General features: G+C 27.0%; 21 protein-coding genes. 19 read left to right on the top strand and 2 right to left on the bottom strand.

Annotation, left to right across the window (positions count from 1 at the left end; translation table 4 throughout):
* Positions 1–14: 14 nt before the first annotated feature.
* The 13 genes from CJJ23_RS02025 (at position 15) to CJJ23_RS01965 (ending at position 11,871) form a co-directional block, all read left to right on the top strand.
* A complete protein-coding gene (locus CJJ23_RS02025; RefSeq protein WP_095334715.1) occupies positions 15–1,517 on the top strand; it encodes an RNA polymerase sigma factor in 1,503 nt (500 codons plus the stop codon).
* 2 nt (positions 1,518–1,519) lie between these two features.
* On the top strand, positions 1,520–2,299 hold the full coding sequence (locus tag CJJ23_RS02020; RefSeq protein ID WP_095334714.1) for a Nif3-like dinuclear metal center hexameric protein: 780 nt from the start codon (positions 1,520–1,522) through the stop codon (positions 2,297–2,299).
* Position 2,300: 1 nt separating this feature from the next.
* Positions 2,301–2,786, top strand: a complete 486-nt coding sequence (locus CJJ23_RS02015; RefSeq protein ID WP_143823611.1) for a dUTP diphosphatase — start codon at positions 2,301–2,303, stop codon at positions 2,784–2,786.
* Positions 2,787–2,788: 2 nt separating this feature from the next.
* The gene (locus CJJ23_RS02010; RefSeq protein ID WP_095334712.1) at positions 2,789–3,523 is read left to right on the top strand and encodes a hypothetical protein; all 735 of its coding nucleotides are present in this window, start codon (positions 2,789–2,791) and stop codon (positions 3,521–3,523) included.
* A 63-nt stretch (positions 3,524–3,586) separates the two neighbouring features.
* Positions 3,587–4,327 (top strand): triose-phosphate isomerase, encoded by a 741-nt coding sequence (tpiA, locus tag CJJ23_RS02005; RefSeq protein WP_095334711.1) that lies wholly within the window; start codon positions 3,587–3,589, stop codon positions 4,325–4,327.
* A 2-nt stretch (positions 4,328–4,329) separates the two neighbouring features.
* A complete protein-coding gene (gpmI, locus tag CJJ23_RS02000) occupies positions 4,330–5,829 on the top strand; it encodes a 2,3-bisphosphoglycerate-independent phosphoglycerate mutase (RefSeq protein ID WP_095334710.1) in 1,500 nt (499 codons plus the stop codon).
* Between the two features lie 71 nt (positions 5,830–5,900).
* Positions 5,901–6,602 carry a tRNA1(Val) (adenine(37)-N6)-methyltransferase gene (locus tag CJJ23_RS01995; protein WP_095334709.1) on the top strand — a complete coding sequence of 234 codons (702 nt, stop codon included), beginning with the start codon at positions 5,901–5,903 and terminating at the stop codon, positions 6,600–6,602.
* A complete protein-coding gene (metG, locus tag CJJ23_RS01990) occupies positions 6,595–8,121 on the top strand; it encodes a methionine--tRNA ligase (protein WP_095334708.1) in 1,527 nt (508 codons plus the stop codon). Before CJJ23_RS01995 ends, metG begins: the two co-directional genes overlap by 8 nt.
* Positions 8,122–8,212: 91 nt before the next feature.
* Positions 8,213–8,365 (top strand): 50S ribosomal protein L33, encoded by a 153-nt coding sequence (gene rpmG, locus CJJ23_RS01985; protein ID WP_084232092.1) that lies wholly within the window; start codon positions 8,213–8,215, stop codon positions 8,363–8,365.
* Positions 8,366–8,479: 114 nt separating this feature from the next.
* Positions 8,480–9,532, top strand: a complete 1,053-nt coding sequence (locus CJJ23_RS01980; RefSeq protein WP_095334707.1) for an aminopeptidase P family protein — start codon at positions 8,480–8,482, stop codon at positions 9,530–9,532.
* On the top strand, positions 9,532–10,098 hold the full coding sequence (locus CJJ23_RS01975; protein WP_084232094.1) for an elongation factor P: 567 nt from the start codon (positions 9,532–9,534) through the stop codon (positions 10,096–10,098). Before CJJ23_RS01980 ends, CJJ23_RS01975 begins: the two co-directional genes overlap by 1 nt.
* A 3-nt stretch (positions 10,099–10,101) precedes the next feature.
* A complete protein-coding gene (locus CJJ23_RS01970; protein WP_084232095.1) occupies positions 10,102–10,395 on the top strand; it encodes an MMB_0454 family protein in 294 nt (97 codons plus the stop codon).
* 216 nt (positions 10,396–10,611) lie between these two features.
* The gene (locus tag CJJ23_RS01965; RefSeq protein ID WP_095334706.1) at positions 10,612–11,871 is read left to right on the top strand and encodes a hypothetical protein; all 1,260 of its coding nucleotides are present in this window, start codon (positions 10,612–10,614) and stop codon (positions 11,869–11,871) included.
* An 86-nt stretch (positions 11,872–11,957) separates the two neighbouring features.
* Here CJJ23_RS01965 and CJJ23_RS01960 read toward each other — a convergent pair whose 3' ends face one another.
* Positions 11,958–12,851 carry an ROK family protein gene (locus CJJ23_RS01960; protein ID WP_095334705.1) on the bottom strand — a complete coding sequence of 298 codons (894 nt, stop codon included), beginning with the start codon at positions 12,849–12,851 and terminating at the stop codon, positions 11,958–11,960.
* Positions 12,852–12,933: 82 nt separating this feature from the next.
* Between CJJ23_RS01960 and CJJ23_RS01955 the strand changes: the two genes are divergently transcribed.
* The 6 genes from CJJ23_RS01955 (at position 12,934) to CJJ23_RS01930 (ending at position 21,633) form a co-directional block, all read left to right on the top strand.
* Entirely contained in the window at positions 12,934–13,668 is a 735-nt protein-coding gene (locus tag CJJ23_RS01955) for a hypothetical protein (RefSeq protein WP_095334704.1), read from the top strand.
* 162 nt (positions 13,669–13,830) lie between these two features.
* Positions 13,831–15,459: a CTP synthase gene (locus CJJ23_RS01950; RefSeq protein WP_095334703.1), complete on the top strand. Its 1,629-nt coding sequence runs from the start codon at positions 13,831–13,833 to the stop codon at positions 15,457–15,459.
* A 2-nt stretch (positions 15,460–15,461) separates the two neighbouring features.
* The gene (ileS, locus tag CJJ23_RS01945; RefSeq protein ID WP_095334702.1) at positions 15,462–18,128 is read left to right on the top strand and encodes an isoleucine--tRNA ligase; all 2,667 of its coding nucleotides are present in this window, start codon (positions 15,462–15,464) and stop codon (positions 18,126–18,128) included.
* A 4-nt stretch (positions 18,129–18,132) separates the two neighbouring features.
* A complete protein-coding gene (locus CJJ23_RS01940) occupies positions 18,133–18,837 on the top strand; it encodes a signal peptidase II (RefSeq protein WP_095334701.1) in 705 nt (234 codons plus the stop codon).
* A gap of 416 nt (positions 18,838–19,253) precedes the next feature.
* A complete protein-coding gene (locus tag CJJ23_RS01935; protein ID WP_095334700.1) occupies positions 19,254–19,472 on the top strand; it encodes a heavy-metal-associated domain-containing protein in 219 nt (72 codons plus the stop codon).
* 1 nt (position 19,473) lies between these two features.
* Complete coding sequence (locus tag CJJ23_RS01930; protein WP_095334699.1) at positions 19,474–21,633, top strand: heavy metal translocating P-type ATPase; 2,160 nt, start codon at positions 19,474–19,476, stop codon at positions 21,631–21,633.
* Positions 21,634–21,716: 83 nt separating this feature from the next.
* Here the strand turns inward: CJJ23_RS01930 and CJJ23_RS01925 are convergent, their stop codons facing one another.
* Positions 21,717–22,553, bottom strand: a complete 837-nt coding sequence (locus CJJ23_RS01925; RefSeq protein WP_095334698.1) for a hypothetical protein — start codon at positions 22,551–22,553, stop codon at positions 21,717–21,719.
* Between the last annotated feature and the right edge of the window lie 150 nt (positions 22,554–22,703).

Here is a 22,703-nt window from a genome sequence, read left to right as displayed (position 1 = left end):
ACTTAAGGAGTCGAATGCCTAATAAAAAAGATAAAAATCAATTTGAAACAGATAGTCAAATCATTAAGGAACTAAAAAAAATAAAGAGTTCTAAAAAGACTGATTATCTTTCACAAGACGATGTTATGGAATACTTATCAAAAAACAAACTAGATTTGGATGATGATGTCGTTGATAATATTTTTACACAATTAATTGATGCTAAAATCATTGATGATTTAGCAGATTTTACTGATCTAGATGATGTTGACCAAAATGACATCGAGAAGGAACTTTTTTCAGCAGATGGTAAAAGTTTACTATCAGATACTGATGAAATTCCTGAACCAGATTTAGATGATTTAGACGATATTGACATTAAGAAAATAAAAAAACTAGAAGAAGAAGTTGAAAATGATGATGATTTTGATGATCTTCACGAAGAAGATGAAATTATTTCTGAAGAATCATTAGATGATCCATTCCACCTAACTAAATTACACCAAACTGAAAATGAAGATTCTGAAGAAGATGAATTAGCAGATCTTGAAGAATCATTATTCGAAGATAGCGAAGGTGACCTTTCTTCAATTAGTCAAGAAAATATTAAAGAAGAAAGAATTCAAAGAATTCAGAAGAAAAAAATTAAATCTAAGCTAACTGAAACCAATGACATTGTTAAATGATACATGCGCTGAATTGGTAAATACGGTACTCTTTTAAGTGCTGAAGAAGAAAAACAACTTGCAATTAATATGAAAAAATATAAAGGTACTTTACGTGGTAAAAGAGCACGTGATACCTTGATTAAAAGAAATCTTCGTTTAGTAATTAACAATGCTAAAAAATATAAAAATCGTGGTTTACCATTTATTGATTTAATTTCTGAAGGTAACTCAGGAATTATTAAAGCTGTTGAAAAATTTGATGAATCTCGTGGATTCAAATTTTCAACATATGCAACTTGATGAATTCGCCAATCAATAACTAGAGCGGTTGCTGATCAAGCTAGAACTATCCGTGTTCCAGTTCACATGGTTGAAACAATTAATAAAATTATTAAAATCGAGCGTGAATTGCAACAAGAAAAAGGTGAAATGCCAACTGATGAAGAAATTGCAGTAGCATACGGTAATGACTTTAATGCTGAAAAAGTTAGATACATTAGAAAAATTAATATTGATCCTATTTCATTAGATAAAACTGTTGGAAAAGAAGATGATTCATTCTTTAGTGATTTCATTCAAGATGATTCAGTTATTTCGCCATTTGATCACGCAAATAATGAAGACTTAAAAAATCACTTGTTAGATTTAATTAAAGAACAACTTACTGAAGAAGAACAGGTTGTAATTCAAAAACGTTATGGAATTGGAAATGACGAATTTGGAAAACCATATCGTGTTCATTCATTTAATGAATTGTCTGTACAACTAAATACTTCTCGTGAAAAAGTAAGACAAATGGAAAATAAAATTTTACGCCGCTTAAGATCAACTAAAAAACGTAAAATTTTAAGAGAGTATTTGAAGGACTAATTTTGAAAATAGAAGAATTGATTTCAAAACTTGAAATTAAATATCCTTTAGAAAATCAAGAGCCATGAGATTTTTCAGGGCTCGCTTTTAGAAACAAAAAAATGCTTGATAATTACTTATCAGGCATTTTGTTATGTCTTGATATTACGAATGAAGTAATTGATTATGCAATTGAAAATAACTTAAATTTAATTATTTCTCATCATCCTTTTATTTTTAATAATTATCGAAAAAGAGATTTCATTGCTTATCCATATAAGGAACAAATTTATAAGAAAGCAATTAAAAATAAAATAGTTTTGTATTCACTTCATACAAATTATGATGTGGATAAAGAAGGAACCAGTTTTCAAATTGCAAAACAGATTTTTGATGATAATAATTTCAAAATAAAAATTGAATCAAAATATTCTACCTCAATTTATTTAAACCAAGATATAAATGAAATTGAAAATAAATTACATCTTAAAAATTTCAAAATTTTAAATTCAAATTTAAAAGATCAAAATTTTATTTTTAAAAAATTAATAATTTTTGCAGGCTCAGGTGATTACTCAGAAATATCTGAATTAGCATCAAAAGATGACTTAGTAATTACTAGTGATATAAAATGAAATGAATGAATTTTTTATAATCAAAATAAATTAAATGTAATTGAAGTCTCGCATAGAATTGAAGAAGTCTTTATATTTAATATGAAAGAAATAATTTTAAATAAATTAAAATTATCAAATATAAAAGTTGAAACATATACATTTGAAAAATGAGAAAGAACTAATTAAAATGAATGTAAAAAAATTACTTACTGAACAAAATAAACTTGACAAAATGATACTGAAAAACGCAGGAATTGCGAGTTTTCATGATGTCAGAGAAAAAATTGGATTTGCCCTTTTAGTTGAATTAGGAGAACTAGCAAACGAAGTTCAAACATTTAAATATTGAAAGAAAAATCAAAACATAGATCGTAAAAAAATTCTTGAAGAATATTCAGATGGAATTCATTTTTTAAATACCTATGTTTTTAATTTTGAAGCAGGAGAAGAATTTAATCCTATTATTTTTTCAAAGGATATTAATAAACAATTTTTAGAAGTTTATAAAAATATTTTAATCATGATTGAAAAACCTGATAAAGAAATAATCAAATTAACTTATGAACTTTATTTAGGATTAGCAAGTTTGCTTGGAATAAGTGATCGAGAAATTGAAACTGAATATTTCAAAAAGAATTTAGTTAATCAAAATCGTGTAAAGCAAAATTATTAATCATGAACGATTTCAAAAAAATAAGAAAAAATCAGGTTCAAAATATTTCAACAAATGAAATTAAAAAATATTATGAACTTGATTACATTGATGAAGAGATAAAAAGGTTTTTTGATGAAAGACCTTTTTTGCAGAAATATCTAAAGCCTAATTTAAAAATATCTGAATCATATTTTGAAAATTTATCTATCGAAGATCAAAATAGATTAGCAAGTTTGATATCACCTTATAACGATGTAAATTTTCGTTTGTCAACTTCAAATCGTGTTGGTAGAAATACCACAAGAGAAACTTTTGGTGGGTCTTTACTTTTAACATTTTTAAAACTTTACGAAAATATTTACATTTTCTTAACTACTAAATTAATAAATAAAAATTTTGAAAAAATTAAAAACGATTCAGAAGTAGAAGCAATTTTAAAGGAATTGACTTGATTATTAATTCATCTTTTTTCAATTACATATTGAACACCTAGAGCAGCAAATAAAGTTTATCTTAGCCCCTATCAAATTAGATTCAATTTTAATATTCCAAAACAAATGACTAATAAATATTGAGAGCAAAAATATTTCGATTTAAATCAAAATATCTTTTTAAAAGTTTTGAATGATTTATTAAACTATGATCCTGAACCATATAGTTATAAAAATCTTAAAACTTTTTTTGGAGCTAACATTCATTTTTTTGAAGTGATTTTAGATAAGCAAGTTTTAAAAATCTCTTTAAGTTTCGAGTAATTTTATTTGTAAATAGCACTATAATAGGAATATATTTTAATATTTTATTTAAAGAGGTTATTTATGAAAAAACTATACATTATTGGCAATTGAAAAATGAATAAAACTGCCAGCGAAGTTGAAAGTTTTGCTGCTGAATTTATTGAACTTTACAAAAGCCATAAACACAATATTAGTGAAAATACAACTTTTGGAATTGCAGCACCTGCAGTTTCACTTTCAAAATTACACATGCCTTCACTAAGAAGCATGCAATTTAAAGTTGTCGCTCAAGATTCATCAGCACATGAAAAAGGTGCTTACACAGGTGAAATTTCAGCGAACATCTTAAAAAGTTATGATGTAGACATGGTTGTTTTAGGTCATTCTGAAAGAAGACAATACCACCATGAAACTAGCGAAGAAGTTAATTTAAAAGCTAAATTAGCAATCGCTAGTGGTTTAACTCCAATTATTTGTGTTGGTGAAACATTAGATGAATATCAAGCAGGTATTTCAAAAGAAGTTGTTGAAAAACAAGTTAAACAATCACTTCGTGATCTAGATTTAAGCAAAATTATTATTGCTTACGAGCCCGTTTGAGCAATTGGTACAGGTAAAACTGCTACTGCTGAAGAGGCACAAAATATGGCAAGTTTTATTAAACGTATTACAAGTAAAGACACTATCGTGCAATATGGTGGATCAGTTAATCCAAAAAATGTTGCAGAGTTAATGTCACAAGAAGATATCGATGGTGCATTAGTTGGTGGAGCATCATTAGTAGCAGGAGATTTCATTAAGTTATTAACACTTAATAAGTAATCATGAACAAAAAAGTTATATTAGTAGTAATTGATGGTTTAGGAATCAGAGCAGAATCTCAAGGTAATGGTTTTAAACTAGCAAACACACCTACTTTTGATCATCTTTTTAAAGACTATCCTAATGTCTTAATCGATGCTAGTGGTGAAGCAGTCGGGTTACCTAGAGGTCAAATGGGTAATTCAGAAGTAGGACATCTTAATATCGGAGCAGGACAAATTGTTTATACAGGTTTATCTTTAATCAATAAATCATTACAAGATAATTTGTTCTTAAAAAATGAAGCTTTTTTAGAAACGTTTAATTCTGTAAAAGAAAAAGATTCAACATTACATTTAATGGGACTTTTAAGTCCTGGTGGAGTGCATTCACTAGAAGCACATTTATTTGGTGTTTTAAATGCTGCATATGAATACGGACTGAAAAAAGTTTCAGTCCATGTTTTTGGTGATGGTCGTGATGTGGCACCTGCTTCAATTAAAGAATCAATTGTTAAATTGCAAGCAATTTGTGATCAATATGGCTATAAAATTGCTTCAGTTGCAGGTCGTTTCTACGCTATGGATCGTGACCAAATTTTTGAAAGAAATCAAAAAGCATATGACAATTTATTAGGTAAATCTAATAACACTTTTACTAACGCCTTAGACTATGTAGAAAGTCAATATCAAAAGCAAATAACTGATGAATTTTTTGAACCTGCATTTGATAAAAGTGCAAATATGATTAAAGATCATGATAGCATTATTTTCTTCAATTTTAGACCTGACCGTGCTCGCCAATTAACTCACTTTTTTAGACCAAGTAAAATTTACGATTATAAAAATAATGCTCCAGTTAAAATTGAAAAATTTGTTAGCATGATGAAATATGAAAACATGGATACAATTATTGCTTTCGATGAAATGAAAATTACACAACCAATTGGCTATGTAATGGAACAAGCAAATAAAAAGCAATTACGTGTAGCAGAAACACAAAAATATGCACATGTAACTTATTTCATGGATGGTGGAATTGACATCTCTTATAAAAACTCAAAACGTATTATGGTTGATTCAATTAAAGCTGAATCTTTTGCAGATGTACCCCATATGTCAGCAAAAGGAATTACTGATGAAGTAATTAAAAATGCTAAAGTTTTTGATCTGACAATTTTAAATTATGCCAACCCTGATATGGTCGGACACACAGGCGATTTAAAAGCAACAATTGAAGCAGTTACTTTCTTAGATAGTCAAATTAAAAGACTATGAGATTTTGCTTTAGAAAATAATATTACCGTTTTTATTACAGCAGATCATGGTAATGCAGAAATTACTGAAGATGAAAATGGTAACCCTTCAACCAAGCATACAGATAGTCCTGTAATGTTAATTACAAGTGATAAATCTTTAAAATTAAAACCTGGAAAATTAGCAAATATTTCGCCAACTATTTTGGATTATTTAGATATTAAAAAATCATCTGAAATGAATGAGGAATCATTAATAATAAAATAATTAATGATGATGAATTAGTCTTAAATAATTTAGGTTTTGATGGCAAATTAAAAGTTTATCAAGACAAGCAAATGTTTAATTATTCAGTTGACACAATTTTATTTGCAAACTTTATTTTTTTAAATCAAAAAATAAAATATGCTTTAGAGATAGGAACAAATAATGCGGCTCTTGCAATCTTTTTAGCTGCTAGAAATGAAGCTTTAAAAATAGATGCAGTTGAAATTCAAAAGAGAGCAATTTTAATTGCAGAAAAAAATTTGGAATTTAATAAAATGAAAAAACAGATTAATTTAATTAATCAGGATTTTAATTTATTTTATAAAGAGCATGCAAAAAATGTTAGACAAAAATATCAAATGATTTTTGTCAATCCCCCCTATTATCCGATGGAATCGTCAATTATTCCTAATTCATCTGAATCAAAATTAATTGCAACTCATGAGGTTAAATTAAATTTAGAACAGATAATTTTAGGTAGTTCAAAAATAATTGAACAAAAAGGCTACTTAAATTTTGTAATACCTGTAGAGCGTTTTGTTGACTTAGTTACGCTACTAAGAAAATATAAATTTGAGCCCAAAAGAATTCAATTTATTTATCCAAGAATTCATGAAAAAGCAAAATTTGTAATGCTTGAAAGTCGATATAACAGTGGCTATGGTCAGCACTATTTAGAAAATTTATATCTTCATCCAGAAGATATAAATGATCATTCTTATTTAGAAAATATTAAGGAATTATATATTCCAAAAAAGGTGGAACATGAGTAAAAAAACAGTTTTAATTACAACACCAATTTATTACCCAAATGGTAGTTTACATATTGGTCATTTATTTACTAGTTCGTTAGTTTGAGCTCTTAGAAATTATAAGCGTTTAAAAGGTTTTGACGCAGTCATGTTAACGGGTGCTGATGAACATGGTCAAAAGATTTTTAATGCAGCAATTGCTAATAAAATGCTTCCCCAAAAATTTGTTGATTTACAAGCAGATAATTTCAAAGCTCTTTGAAAACTAGCAAAAATTGATACAGATTTTTTTGTCAGAACAAGTGACTTTCATCACTTTAAAGCAGTCAAAAAAATCTTCACAGATATGTTTAATAAAGGTTATATTTATAAAGGATTTTATAAAGGTCTTTATTCAATTAGTGATGAAGAATTTGTAACTAAAACAAATGCAATTGAAAAAGATGGTAAGTTTTATCACCCTATTAGTAATCATGAATTAGTTGAAATTTCTGATGAATCATATTTTTTTAAATTAGATAAATTAAAAGATTTTTTAATTGATGAATTTTTGAATTTAGATCATATAACTAGTGAAAATATTATTAAAGAAATGAAGGCTAATTTCTTAAGTGAGGGACTAGAAGATTTATCAGTCACACGTATTAAAATTGATTGAGGAATTCCGATTGTGGAAGATTCACAACACATTATTTATGTTTGATTGGATGCTTTATTTAGTTATTTAACTAGTTTAGGTTTTTATGCAAAAGATGATTCGCTATTCAAAAAATATTGAGAAAATGCAACCGAAAGAATCAATGTAGTTGGTAAGGAAATCACTCGCTTTCACTGCATTTATTGACCTATCTTTTTAAAGTCTTTAGGAGTAAAAACACCTACTAAAATAGTGACACACGGGTGAATTATTACACCTACTGGAAAGATGTCAAAATCTAAAAATAATGTAGTTGATCCAATTGCTGTAATTGAGAAATTTTCGGCTGAATTAGTTAAGTTTTTTACTGTTACAAAAATATCAATTCGCAGAGATTCAATCTTTAGTGAAGAGCTATTAACAAATGCGGTAAATACTGAACTTGTTAACGTTTTTGGTAATTTGATCAGTAGAACTGAAAAAATGAGTGAAAATAATTTCACACGTACATTGGCTTATAAGAAAGTTGATGAACTTGAAAAATATTATGAATTAATCGATTCACTTGAAGCAAAATTTTCAAAACATGCTGATGAATTTAATTTCGATTTAGCATTTGAAGAAGTCTTAAAATTAGGTAATGAATTAAATTTAATCATTGATAAATATGAACTTTGAAAGTTAAAAGCAGATGATGAATTGCTTGAACAAATTCTTTTATTAATTTTCAATGGAATTTATGCAATGGCTGCAATGTATCAAATTCTCTTACCTGAAAAAATAGCAACTTTAGCTAAAAACTGAAACTTAAAAAGTTTTGAATTTGAAAAAATTTCAAAACGAGATAAATTCAAAAAACATATTTTTAGAAAAAATGAGAATTTATTCACAAGATTGAAATAAATTTTCACAATTATGAAAAGCAAAATATTTTTTAAATTTATATTATTAAATGTGTTAATATAATAACCACTGAAAGATTGAAGGAGGATTTATGCCACGTGACGGTTTTACTTTAGAATGTACAGAATGTAAAATGCATAATTACATTTCGAAAAAGAATAAGAAAAAGACAATCGAAAAAGTTGAATTAAACAAGTATTGTCCAAAATGTAATAAGAGTACAAAGCACCGAGAACGAAAATAAATCGTTAAAAAACGCCGATTGGCGTTTTTTAATTACCTTTTGTTTATAATCATATAAAAAAGTGTCTGTTTATAGTAAGATTATATAAATAAAGACACTTCTGAAAGGAAATATATGGACAGAAGAAAATTAGATCAAGAATTAGTAAGAACAGGTGCAGATGCTTACATCTCACTTAGTGACAAATCAAGACTTTGATTTGCTGAAGTTGACACAACTGCAGGGCTATTAATTGTTGAAAAAACTAAAGCCTATTTATTTGTAGATTCACGTTACATTGAATATGCTCAAAAAAACGCTAAAAACGTTAGTGTTAAACTATGAAATGCTAAATCTTTAAAAGAGTTTTTTGTTAAGAAAAACTATAAAAAAGTTTTACTTGAAAAAGATTATTTAAAAATTTCAGAATACGATTGATTAAGACATTTATTAAATCATTCTGAAGGTGTAAATGTTGCTTCAATTTTTATTGAAGGACAACAATTACGTGCTGTTAAAACTAAAGAAGAAATTAAATTAGTAGAAAAAGCAATTGAGATTTCTTTTAAAGCTTTTGAAAAAGCAAAAGCCGCTTTAAAAGTTGGAGTTAGCGAAAAAGAAATTGCTGCTTTATTTTTATATGAAATGCGCTTATTAGGTGCTGATAAAGAAAGTTTTGATCCAATCGTTGCTTTTGGACCTAATTCAGCAGAACCACACCATCACCCTACTAATAAAAAACTAAAAGATGGCGATATTGTCAAGTTTGATTTTGGAGCCCAATATAAAGGTTATGCAGCTGATATTACTAGAACCTTCTTTTATACAAAAGATAAAAAACCTAATAAAAAATTATTAGAAATCTATGAGATTGTTGCTGAAAGTGCTCGTTTAGGTATTGAAGCTGTTAAAAAAGGTGTAGCAACTGCAGAAATTGATAAGATCTGCCGTGACTATATTGAATCAAAAGGTTATGGTAAATACTTTGCTCATTCAACAGGTCATGGTTTAGGAGCAGATGTACATGAATTACCTAATGTGGCTTCAAGTTCAAAAGCAATTTTAGAAGTAGGTAATATTATTACAGTTGAGCCAGGAATTTATATTGAAGATCTTGGTGGTGTAAGAATTGAAAACGATATTTTAGTAACTGAAAAAGGTTACAAAAACTTGTCACAGGAGAAATAATGGCTGAAGTAGTCGATGTAAATAAATTTAAACCAGGTGTTACTTTTGAAGATGGAGGCGAAATTTTCGTAGTCATTGAAGCTCAACATTCAAAACAAGGGCGTGGTCAAGCATCAGTTAAAGCAAAAGTTAAAAACTTAAGAAGTGGTTCAACAACTGTTAAAACTTATACAGGTGGTGACCGTGTTAATGCTGCTTTTATTGAATTAAGACCTCATACTTATTCATATAATGATGGTACTTATATTTATTTAATGGATGTTGAAACTTTTGAAGCACGTGAAATTCCTTATGCCCGTGCTGAATATGAACTTAATTTCATTAAAGAAGGCGACACAATTAAATTAAGAATGTATCAAGATGAATTACTTGATATTGAAATTCCTGTTAAGGTGGACTTATTAGTAATTGACGCACCTGATGCTAATAAAGGTAATACCACAACTAATCCACAAAAACGTATTAAAGTGGAAACAGGTTATGAACTAGATGCACCAATGTTTATTAAAAATGGTGATAAGATCACCATTTCAAGTGACACAGGTAAATACGTTGGTAAAGCCTAAGATATGAATCAATATTTAGAGTATAAAAATAATAATAACTCATTGATCAAAATTAATCCTAATGCTATTAAGCAAGCAATTAAATTATCTGCTTTGCCACTTGATAATTATGAAATTAAAACAGTTGATGTAGTAGTTTCAAAAGTCTTATGAAATTGCAATGTCTTTGTCACAATTAAATTTAAAAATATTACTAATTTTGAAAAAGAACTTAAGCATGCTTTTCGCAGAATTGATGAACAAGTTGAATTAGTAATTGGTACAAAAGCAGAAAACATTTCACTTAATATAATTTAAAAATTAAAACTAGATCACGCTATGAAAATAACGTGATTTTTTATTTGCAAAAAAATTATTTATTTGTTGTTTAAACCAATAAAAAAAATAAAAGAATATAATTTAAACATCAATTTGGTATTGATTTTAAAATATTTAGAAGGTTGTAAGTATGAAAATTTTAAGAAAACATGTTTTCTTTTTAAAAGTAAAAGAGCAGGAAATAAGTGAATCAAAATGTTATTAAAAAGAAAGAAAATTTTAATTATTTCTGCATTCTGTTTAGTTTTAGCACCTACATTAATAGTGGTTGCATGCAGTTCTAGCGTTACTGAAGAGTTAGGGCAAAATAAAACAGTGATTGATAATAAAACAATAAAATATACTGCTTTAGATAAATATTCCTTTGATACTATTAACAATTCAAATGATATTAAATCCATTTTAATTAAACCGATATCAATAAATAGTTCAGAAAAATTGTCAAGTTTTTTAAAAGAATGAAAAGACAAATTTTTAAATAACGAATCATCAAAATCAGATTCTAATTTAGAATACTGGAAAAATTTAATTAATAACTTAATTAAGCGAATCGAAATCAAATACAACAAAACATGGTTTAGTAAAAATACTTTAATTGTTGATTTTGGTGGCTATATTGGTGCAAAAATAATAAATGATAATTCATCATCAACGCTAAAGAAAAATGTCATCGAGAATTTAAAAAATATTTTTGTTGATAATAACACAATTGAAATTGTTTATGAACACAATTATCAAAAAGATCCCATCAATGAGTGAAAAATTAAATATCACCCCGTTCTTTATGAAATTAATAATGATGAATTTAATTTAGAAAACAATGTTGAATATAAGGTTAAAAAAATAACTACAACAACTACACGTGCAGTTTGAAATTATGAAAGAAAATATAATGCAGGTTCATATCTAAATTTTTCAACCCATGGTCATTCTGATGAAAGAAAATCAGAATGAAAATATTCACTAGATTCTACTCAAAATAGTAAGAATCGGCCAGTTATTAATGATCAATTTGCTACAATTCTAGTAAAATCAAGCCATGAATTAAAAAATATTTTAAATCCAAATTCTTTAAAAGATGAAGTTTTGGATAAAGCTATCAGTGAATTTAATGACGATTTTTTTAAAAAAAATATTCTAAGTTTAATTTCTATAATTGATTGAAGAACTAATTTTAAAAGTGGCACTGAATACACAAGTGATTATAATGCAATAATTGAAAATAATAGTTTCAATGTAACTCTTTATAAAAGAGGACGTATTGATTCACCTTTTGTACGAACAAATCCAAGAATTTTTACCAAAGGGAAAACTATTTGAGATAACATTCCCATTGAACCTCATGATTCTTATAATGCAACCTTATTTATTCCGATCAAAAAATCTGAATTTAATGATTTTAAATTAGCAGAAACTAATTTAAATGTTGTATTTTATAATCCCTACAGCGAATAAATAATTAACTAAAACAATAAAAAAACACCTTATAAATAAGGTGCCAAGACTTATAAAATATTAAATTCAAAATTCAAAAATTGAATTTAATATTTTTTTTCTAGTTTATCTTTTAATCAATAGTTTAGACCAATAAGTGCTGAATCATCAGCAAATTTATCTATTAATAATTTTACATTTTCATATTGTTGAATTGTTGTCATTGATTTTGCCATTTCAAAAGCTGCTTCAACATATCATCAATTATAATGAGCAACTGAACCACCAATAATAAAATAATTAGGATTAATAAAAGCCATTGCAATTGCAAAAGTAGATGCTAAGGTTTCAATTCCTTTATCAATTAATTTTTTACTTTCTAAATTACTTTTATATGATTCAAAAATTTCTTTAGTAGATAAATTTAAACCTTGTTTTTGAGCTTGTTTTTCAATTCATGATCCTGAAACATAATATTCTAAAGAACCAGGTCCTAAATCAGTATTTGTTTTATCAAAAGCAGTTGGTGCTTTTGCAACTTCTTGGGCATAACGATTTGCTCCTAAAAAGATTTTATTATTAATAATTAAACCTGCACCTAAACCAGTTGAAATAGTAAAAAATTGAGTAACATCTTTTTCATTTAAATTATATGCTTTATGATTTCCAAAAGCCATTACATTAGCATCATTTTCAAAAAAGATGTCAATCAGTTTTGTATTTTTTAATAAGTGTTGTTTAACATTAAAGTTTAATCATGTACCTCTTAAATTAGGTGTATCAAGCGAAATACCTTTTTCAAAATCACTTGGTCCTGGCATACAAACTGCTGCATATTTTGCATCTAAAAGATTTGCTATTTTAATTACTTCATCTAATGTTTTAACAGCATCATTTTTTTCGGTTGCAAAAATTCAATGTTGTTCAACAACATTGTTTTTAATTGTTGCAACTCTAGTTTTTGTACCACCAATATCAACTACGATTAATTGTTCTGTCATAAATTACCTCTTTGATTAAATTAAATATTTTAAAAATTATATATTAATTTAAAATATGATTGGTTAATAAAATAAAAGATGGGTGAAAAAATTGTTCGAAATATTTAAAAAACTTATTAATAATAAAAACTATGAAAAGAATCAATCTGATTTAAATAAAGAAATTAATCTTGAAAATTGAAAAATTAATTTTCAAGATGGTGAAATTGAAAGTATCTTTTTTAATGAAGAAAAAGTTTTTTCTGCGATAAAACTTTTTGCTACTTTGGATCCTAAAGTTGCTGCACATTACATTTTAGAGTATATGCAGGATTATTTTTTCATGAGTGAAAATTTAAAAATTAATGACTACCAAATTAGATGAAATAAAAATATTTGTGAAGTTGATTTTAAATTTAAAAAAGAGGAAACCAATAATTTAATTATTGCTAAATTGAAATTTGAAGTTATTAAAAGTAAATTAAGATTATCAATCAATATTAATTGTGGCTTTACGCAATTTTTAGCAATTCATCCAATTATTGAAGTTGAAGAAAATATTCAAGAAATAAAACTTGATCAAGCGTTTTTTACAAGAGAAAATTTTGCAAGAATTAATTATGATTTTTCTTCAGATATCTCTAATGCTGAATTTTTAAAAGATGATAAGCAAACAGTTTTAGTAGAAAGTTCATTTGCAAATTTTACTTATTTGAATAATCATTTAATTATGAAACCTTTATTAACTGGTTCTGCAAAAGAATTTAAAAGACATTGACAATGCAGAGCAAATGCAATCAACGAAAATATTTTAACTATTGAATTAAAAAATAAATAACAGTTATTTTGAACTAATATGCCCCAAAAAGGGCTTTTTTCGTAAATAAATTAGTTAGAAAAAAAGTCAATAATTCTTTAACAACTGCTAGAAATATTTTTAAATTTAAATATATAATATTAATTTATATTTTAAATTTGATCAATTATAAAATGAGGAGCAATGGATAAAAAAACACGTTATATTTTTGTCACTGGTGGAGTGATTTCTGGTTTAGGCAAGGGAATTTCTGCCGCAAGTATTGGTAATATTTTAAAGGCTAGAGGTTTTTCAATTTTTGTTTTAAAACTAGATCCCTATTTAAATATCGACCCAGGTGTAATGTCGCCTTATGAACACGGTGAAGTATATGTTACTAAAGATGGTGGAGAAACCGACCTTGATTTAGGTCACTATGAACGCTTCATTGATGTTGAGTTAACTAAAGATAGTAACTGAACAAGTGGTCGTATTTATAAGCGCTTATTTGAAAAGGAGCGTAACGGTGATTACAAAGGAAAAACCGTTCAGGTGATTCCCCACCTAACTGATGAAATTACAAAAATCATTCATGAAACTGCCGAAAAATATCAACCTGATTTTATGATTATTGAAGTGGGTGGTACAATAGGTGATATTGAAAGTGATCCTTTTATTGAAGCAATTTCAAAAATGAAATTTAATCATTATGAAGATGTTTTTCTAGCAATGGTAACTTATATTCCTTACCTATCTTCATCAAATGAATTTAAATCAAAACCTACTCAAGTATCATTGTTAAATTTACGTTCTCGTAATTTAAGTCCTAACTTAGTTTTACTAAGAAATGAAAAATTAGTGCCACACGACATTATGCTAAAAATTGCAAGCAAAACTAATTTACATCTAGAAGAAATTATTGCAATTCCTGATTTAGAAAACATTTATTTTGCACCCCAATATTTTGAAAGAACTCGTGTTGCAGATGTGATTTTAAAGTACTTTAAAATTGAACCTATTAAAGCAGATTTTAGTGAATGAGAACATTTAATTGATTTAATTAAAGCTAAAAAAACACATCAAATTCATCTAGTTATGATCGGTAAATATGTTGAGTTTCATGATGCATATAAATCAATTATTGAAGCCTTAAAAATTGCTTCATATCATACTGATGTGGAACTAAAATTAACATGAAAAGACTCTAGTCGTATTAATGATGATAACAAGCGATTACTAAAAACTTTTTATGATGGAGTTGTTATTTTACCAGGTTTTGGTAGACGTGGTTTTGAAGGAAAAGTGACAACTGCACTTTATACTAGAGAAATTAAAATGCCTACTTTAGGAATTTGTTTAGGGATGCAAGCAATGTCAGTTGCACAAGCAAGATTAAAAGGTTATAAGAATGCAACTAGTGCAGAATTTGCAACTCGTGGTGCTGATGAAGTTTTTGTTTTAAATATTTTAGAAGGTAAAGATAAAGAAAAAAATCTAGGTGGTACTTTAAGATTAGGTAATTATGATGTTAAATTACTTGAAGGATCACTTGCTCATAAAGCTTACGAAAAAGATTTAATTACCGAACGACATCGCCATCGCTATGAAATTACTGAAGAATTTAAAGAGATTTTACAAGATGATGAATTTGTTTTTAGTGGTATAAATCCTGAAACTAATTTAGCAGAAATAGCTGAAGTAAAAAATCATCCTTTTTATTTAGGAACTCAATATCATCCTGAATTTACAAATCGTCCTTTAAAAGGACATTCCCTATTTATGGAATTTTTAAAAGCAATTATTAGAGAAAAAGAGAAAGAAGAAAATAATTAAATATGTCAAAAGATTATAAAGAAACACTTAATATTCCTGACACGCAATTTTCAATGCGTGCCAATTTAAGTGCTAAAGAAGCCGATTTTAGGGCTAAATGGTTAGAAACTAAATTATATAAAAAGGTTTTAGAAAAAAATAAATCTAAAAAACCTTACATCTTACATGATGGGCCTCCTTATGCAAATGGAGACTTACATATAGGTCATGCTTTAAATAAAATTTTAAAAGATTTTATTGTTCGTTATAAAAATATGGCAGGATTTTATTCTCCTTATATTCCTGGCTGAGATATGCATGGTTTACCAATTGAACATAAAATGTTAACTGAAATGAATATTAAACACACTGAAATTGATGTTGTTAGTTTAAGAAAAAAAGCAGCTGAATATGCTGAAGGACAATTACTAAATCAAAAAGAACAGTTTCAAAAATTACAATTACTTAGTGACTTCGAAGAAGTTTATAAAACTTTAGATCCAAAATTTGAAGCACAACAACTTAGACTTTTTAAAAAGATGTATTTAAAAAATCTAGTTTATAAAGGATTAAAACCAGTTTATTGATCACCTTCATCTTTATCTGCTTTAGCAGATGCTGAGGTTGAATATGCTGAGAAAAGATCTCCTTCAATTTATGTTGCTTTTGAATTAGACAGTGAAAATGACTTATTAAAAAAAGGAGACTATTTAGTAATTTGAACAACTACTCCTTGAACTTTAGTTGCTAATGCAGGTGTTGCTTTTAATAGTGAAGTTGAATACGTAAAGTTAACTTATGATAATAAAAACTATGTTGTGGCATCTGTTTTAGTTGAAGAAATTTTAAAGATTTTTAAGTGAGAAAATGTAGAAATTTCAACTCCATTTAAAGGCACAAAATTAAAAGGTTTAACTTATAAACATCCTTTAAATGAAGAGATTAAAACTAAGGTTGTTGCAGGTCATCATGTTGAAACTACAACGGGAACTGGACTAGTTCATATGGCTCCGTTTTTTGGTGAAGATGACTTCATCATCGGTAAAGAAAATAAATTAGTTGAGATCATGCACGTTGCTGATGATGGTACTTTTAATGAACATGCAAATGAGTTTAAAGGTCTATTTTATGAAGATGCAAATAAAGTAATTTCTCAAAAACTTCAAGATAAAAATCAACTACTTCATTTTGAAATTATTAAACATCAATACCCACATGATTGAAGAACACATAAACCAATTATTTATCGTGGAACACCGCAATGATTTGTTGATATTGAAAAAATTAAACAAGGTATTTTAGGTGTTTTAGAATTTGTTAAGGGCTATCCTTATTGAGTTGTTAAAAGGCTTAGTGAAATGATTGCAAAACGTGGTTCTTGAACAATTTCTAGACAGCGTTCTTGAGGTGTACCAATTATTATTTTTTATGATCAAAATGATAATGTAGTTAATAATGAAGAAATTTTTGACTATGTAATTGACTTAGTTGAAAAACACGGTTCAGACATTTGATATGAAAAAACAACTGATGAATTATTGCCTGAAAAATACCGTAATCTTGGCTATAAACAAGAAAAATCAATCATGGATGTTTGATTTGATTCGGGTTCAACAAGCATTGGAGTTCATGTTGATGGCAAAGTTGAACATGAAGGTCAAGAACCTTTTGATTTATATCTAGAAGGTACTGACCAATTTAGAGGTTGATTTAATTCATCAATTATTAATTCATATATTTGAAGAAAAGCAGCACCTTATAAGTTTTTACTATCTCACGGTTTTGTGCTTGATGGTAAAAATCAGAAAATGTCTAAATCAAAAGGTAATGTAATTACTCCTGAAGAAGTTACTTCAACTTTAGGTGCAGATATTTTAAGACTATGAGTTTCATCAGTTGAATATTCTTCAGATGTAAGTATTTCAATGAACCTATTAAAACAAGTTTCAGAATCATATCGTAAAATTAGAAATACAATTCGGTTTATGCTAGCTAATTTAGAAGATTATGAACATGATTCTAACATCGAATTAACAGGTATTAACTTATTAATTGATGAACGTTTAAAAAGACTTAAAAATAAGGTAATTCATGCTTATGAAGAATTTTCTTTTGTCAATATTTCAAAACAAGTTAATAACTTTTTAGTTGATTTATCTTCATATTATTTAAGTTATGCAAAAGATATTTTATATGCTGATAAAGCTAATTCAAAAACCAGAAGAGAAATTCAATATAATTTATTTAATATCTTAGATACAGTCTTAATAGCAATTGCTCCTATCTTACCAACAACTGCTGAAGAAGCTTATAGTTTCTTTAAAAAAGAAAATAAAAAAGAAAGTATTCATATAGAAGACTTTTTCAAAGAAGTTGAAATCACAACTAACTATGAAGAACAATGAGCAGAATTTTTTGCTCTAAAAGATAAAGTCTTCAAAGAAATTGAACTAGCAATTGAAGATAAAAAGATCAAACGCTCAAACGAAGCCTTTATCACAATTGAAACACCTTCAAAATGAATTCAAGAACTTAACCTAGATCAGTTATTTTTAGTTGCTCAAGTTACCTTTGCAGATTCATTTAAATTAGAAGTAAAAGAGTCTTATAAATGCCCTCGCTGCTGAAATCATCATTTAAATAAAAATAATGAAAATTTATGCAAGCGTTGTGCAGATGTATTAAAATAGTTTAATGTTTAACTTTAAAAAATGAGCAGCAAACTTTTCAGGTGGTGGTAAAGCCATTTGAAAACGTTTTCTGCAATGAAATAAAAATCATGTTAAAGAGCACTGAAAACAAATTCTTATTTCATACGCAGTTGTCTTTTTATTCTTTGCAATCTTTTTAATGATTGATTTGGTAACTAAAGGACTACTATTTGAATTTGGTTCAAATTCAGCAAACGGTCGCTATCGTGGTAGTTGAGAAGCGGGTGAAGCCCAAGCTATTAATTATTCATGAATTGGAATTAGGTCAGTATTTAACTATAGTGTTACGATTGCAGGTTCTGCTGAAATTAATGTTGATGCTATTCAGGCTCTAAGTTTGATTGCTATCATTATTTTTACAACGATAGTTTATTTTTATCCAGCCTTAAAATGATGACATTATTTTAGACTACTATTTTTAGGAGTCTTAACTGCTGGAATTTTAGGAAATGCTGTTGATCGTTTTGTTTGAGGTGCAGTAAGGGATATGGTGTTTGTGCCCGGTTATGAATCTCGAGGTACATTTAACTTTGCAGATAGTTTTATTATCGCGGGAGTGGCTACAGTCTTACTTTACACAATTCTTTCGATTATTTTTGATCGCAAAGATTCTTCAAAAACTAAAGAAGATCAAGAACGCAGTGACTATTTCAAAAGTCAAATAACTTCAGGTTCTGCTGATGAATAATAAATTAAATGCGAGATTTTAGTCTCGCATTTTTTATTGTCTTTGTAATTTTTGCAAATAAAAAAAGACCCTTAAAACTCTTTTTGTCTTAAGGCATGCGAACATGTCGATCTGTTCACACTTAAGAACATATTAGTGAAACATTTATAAAAACTTTTTTCTCATATCTTATGTTCTTTAGCAACTTTTATCTCCGCAATGGAGTAATACTATGCGATAACTTTGTCAATAGTATGGAAGATATATTTTGCAAAGCGATTTAGATAGATCACAAAATTAATTATATAGTAGCTTGAACTTGTTTTTTGTGGTTTTTGACCCACCACAAGAAAAAAGTTACTTTTTGCATTAAATATTGATTAAAAAATAAAGTTTTATTTTTTAATCTGTTAATATAAAAAAAGCAAAGGAAATATATGCAACTATTAAAACTAACAATTGAAGAACTACACTGCAGTTCTTGTGTGGCAACAATCGAGCAACTTTTTAAGGACTTAGAGAATCAAAAAGTTCTAAAAGTCACTTCAATTATTGCTAATAAAAGTGTCAAAATTAATTTTGATGAATCTAAAATTTCTAAATCAGAAATTTTAGATATGCTAGACCAAGCTGGTCTAGAATATAACGAGTTATAAAATGCAAAAAACAATTAGTAAAAAAATTGTTTTCAAGAAAAAGATTAAACAAATTATTAGAGCATATTACAAAGTGATTAACAAAAAATATGAATTTATTTTCGCTTGAGTAATTGCTCTTTCTTTATTAACCTTATTTATTTTAATGATCGTGGCTAAAGTTAATTATAACGATACTAATGATATGAGTCTAATGATGAAGGTTGAACATCCTGCATTATTAGTTTACATGGCAATTACTTCTTTTTGAATTCAGTTTTGACTAGGTAGAAGTTATTATGTAAATTCTTATAACGAGATTTTTAAATGAAAAAATCTCGGTATGAATACTTTAATAGCAAGTAGCACCTTGATTGCTTGATTTTATTCATTCATTTTAATGGTTTTAAAATTTGTTTATGCTGAACACAACATCCAAATCATGACTATGGAAGTAGCTTTTGAAGCAGGTGCTGTGATCATTATGATCTTATTAAGTGGTGACATGATTTCTAATGTAATTAGAAAAAAATCAATATCTGATTTAACTGCTTTAGAATCTTTGCGTGCAACTCAGGCTTATAAAATTATTAATAATCAACTTACTTTAGTTGATTTAGATGAAGTTGAAGTAGGTGAAACAATTGTAGTTCCTAAAGGTGCCCAAGTGCCTCTTGATGGAATTATTATTAAGGGTGAATCTTTATTTGAACAAGCAGTTTTAACTGGCGAATCTTTACCTGTTTTAAAAGCAGTTAATGATGTAGTAATTGCGGGTTCAATTAACTTAAATAATTTAATTGAAATTAAGGTTACTAAAAGCGCTGATGATTCATATTTAAATAAAATTATTGAAAAAGTCGAAACTATTCAGTCTGAAAAATTACCTATTCAAAAAATGGCTGATAAGATCGCAAAATGATTTACACCGCTTGTTTTTGTAATTGCAATTGCAGCATTTTTAATCATCTATTTTTTAGGAGATGATTTATATAATCTTTACAATAATCAAGGTCTTAATGTTAACTATTTATTAGTTTGAAATCCTAATAATATTAATGCTGAGAGCATGCGTATTTCAATGTCAATTATGATGCTTATTTCAGTTTTAGTGCTTGCTTGTCCTTGTGCTTTAGGACTAGCAATTCCCCTTGCTCTAGCAGTCGGTGCTTCTAAGGCAGCGCGCCATGGAATTAGTATTAATAATATCGAATCATTCGAGAAAATGAGACTTATCAAGGCGATTGCTTTTGATAAAACAGGAACTTTAACAACTGGAAAACACCTTGTTAAAGATGTCATAAATGAAGGACAAGAAGAATTATTTTTATTATCTTTAGAAGTGAATTCACTGCATCCTTTAGCTAAATCAATTGTTAATTATTTAAGTCAAAAAGAACAAAATAAAAATCAAAATTTAATTAATTTTGATGAGATAAAAGAAGTAGCAAATCAAGGATTATTTGCTACTTATCAAAGTAATAATTATGATGCTATATCATGAAAAACTGCTATTAATTTAAACTATCATTTTGATCAAAAGATACTTGAAAAATATCAACAGATAAAAGCAAATAATAGTGGTTCAGAAATTGTTTTTGCTATCAACAAAAAAGTAATTTCCATTTACTTTTTTGAAGATGAATTAAGAAAAGATGTTGAAGTTGCTTTAGCTGCTTTAAAGAAAAAAAATATTAAGATTTTTTTGATTACTGGTGATAATCAAAAAAATGCAGACCTATTAAATAAGAGACTAAATTTTGATGGAATCTTTGCTAATGTTACTCCTAATAATAAAGCAGAAATAATTTCTAAATTACAAAGTGAATATCAAAATGTTGCTTTTGCAGGTGATGGCATAAATGATTTATTAGCACTTGAAACTGCTAATTTTAAAATTGCTATGAACGAAGGAAGTGACGCTGCAAAAAGTATTGCAGATGTAATTTTAGTAAATCCTAATATTGAAAATGTAGCATTATCAATTAAGATAATTAGTCAAATTAGATTGTTTGTAAAGATCAATTTTTCATGAGCATTTTTTTACAATATAGTTTTTTTACCAATAGCAATTTTTGGATTTGTCAATCCAATTGTTGGTTCCTTATTAATGGCATTAAGTTCTATTTCGGTTTTATTAAATTCACTAATTTATAAGTTGAAAAAAGTTTCTAAAAAATAATTTTAAATAAAATTAAACCCTATTTTTTTACCGAGAAATAGGGTTTTTTCATTAAATATTTAATATTATTAATTAGAGAAATTTTAAATTATGTTTTTAACATGTAAAACAATTAAAACTACTGCTAGAAGACATAATATAATACTTAAAATAGTTGTTGCAGTTGACAAATATTTATTTAAGAATTTTTCAATATCATAGTTAGAACTTTGCAAATAAAGTGTAATAACTCCATCTTTTGATCTTGTATAAGCACTGTTTTTTAAATAAATTAAAGTGGTTCTAAAAAGATAATTAATTCAAGAAAAATATGAAAAATGAAGACCTCTAAAAATAGTTAGTAATATTTCAATTTTTCTAAAAGTTAAATCATCAATTTCTATTTCTAAAAATTCAGTGTAATTTTTAGCACAAATGATTTGATGATAGATTATTGAATTTCTATCAAACAATTTATATTTACCTGACATGTTAAAATATTGTCTTAAATAATTAGGCCTTAAAATTGTAAAAGGTATTGGTGATGAGCTAAGAGCATAAAAAATAACAAAAGTTGCAAGTGGGTAAAAAATTCTTATTGAAATTGCAGATATTGTTGGAAATTCAGTAAGCATACCATTCAATCAATTCATAGTTGAAACGATAATCCAAGTTAGAATTACAACAATAAGCAAAATAAATGACAAGGTATATCTTGTTCATAAAAAACTTTTATCTGCTTTTAAAAGCGAAATAAATTTTTTAAAATTTCTTTTTTTAGAAAGATACTTCTTTGCATTTAAATCTGACTTAAATGAAGAAAAATTTCTGTATTTTGTTAATTGTAAATTTTCATTAAACAAATCAGATATATGAGAATAAGGATCTCTATTGCTTCTTGGTTTACCAAAATAATCTATGTCTCTAGTATGTTTTTTCATTTTTGTTTCTCTAATAATAATTTTATAGTAAATAAACTTGAATTGTAATATTTAATTCAATGTTTATAATGATATTAAGGAGTAAAGCATTAGTAGAGTTTTTTAAATTTGTCTGTATTTGAATGGTGATTGTCAACCTAAAATTTTTTG

The sequence above is a fragment of the Mycoplasmopsis agassizii genome (genome assembly GCF_002276225.1).
Taxonomy (GTDB): Bacteria; Bacillota_I; Bacilli_A; order Mycoplasmatales; family Metamycoplasmataceae; genus Mycoplasmopsis_B; species Mycoplasmopsis_B agassizii_A.
Note: the sequence above shows the minus strand (reverse complement) of the source record. Positions and strands in the feature narration are given on the sequence as shown.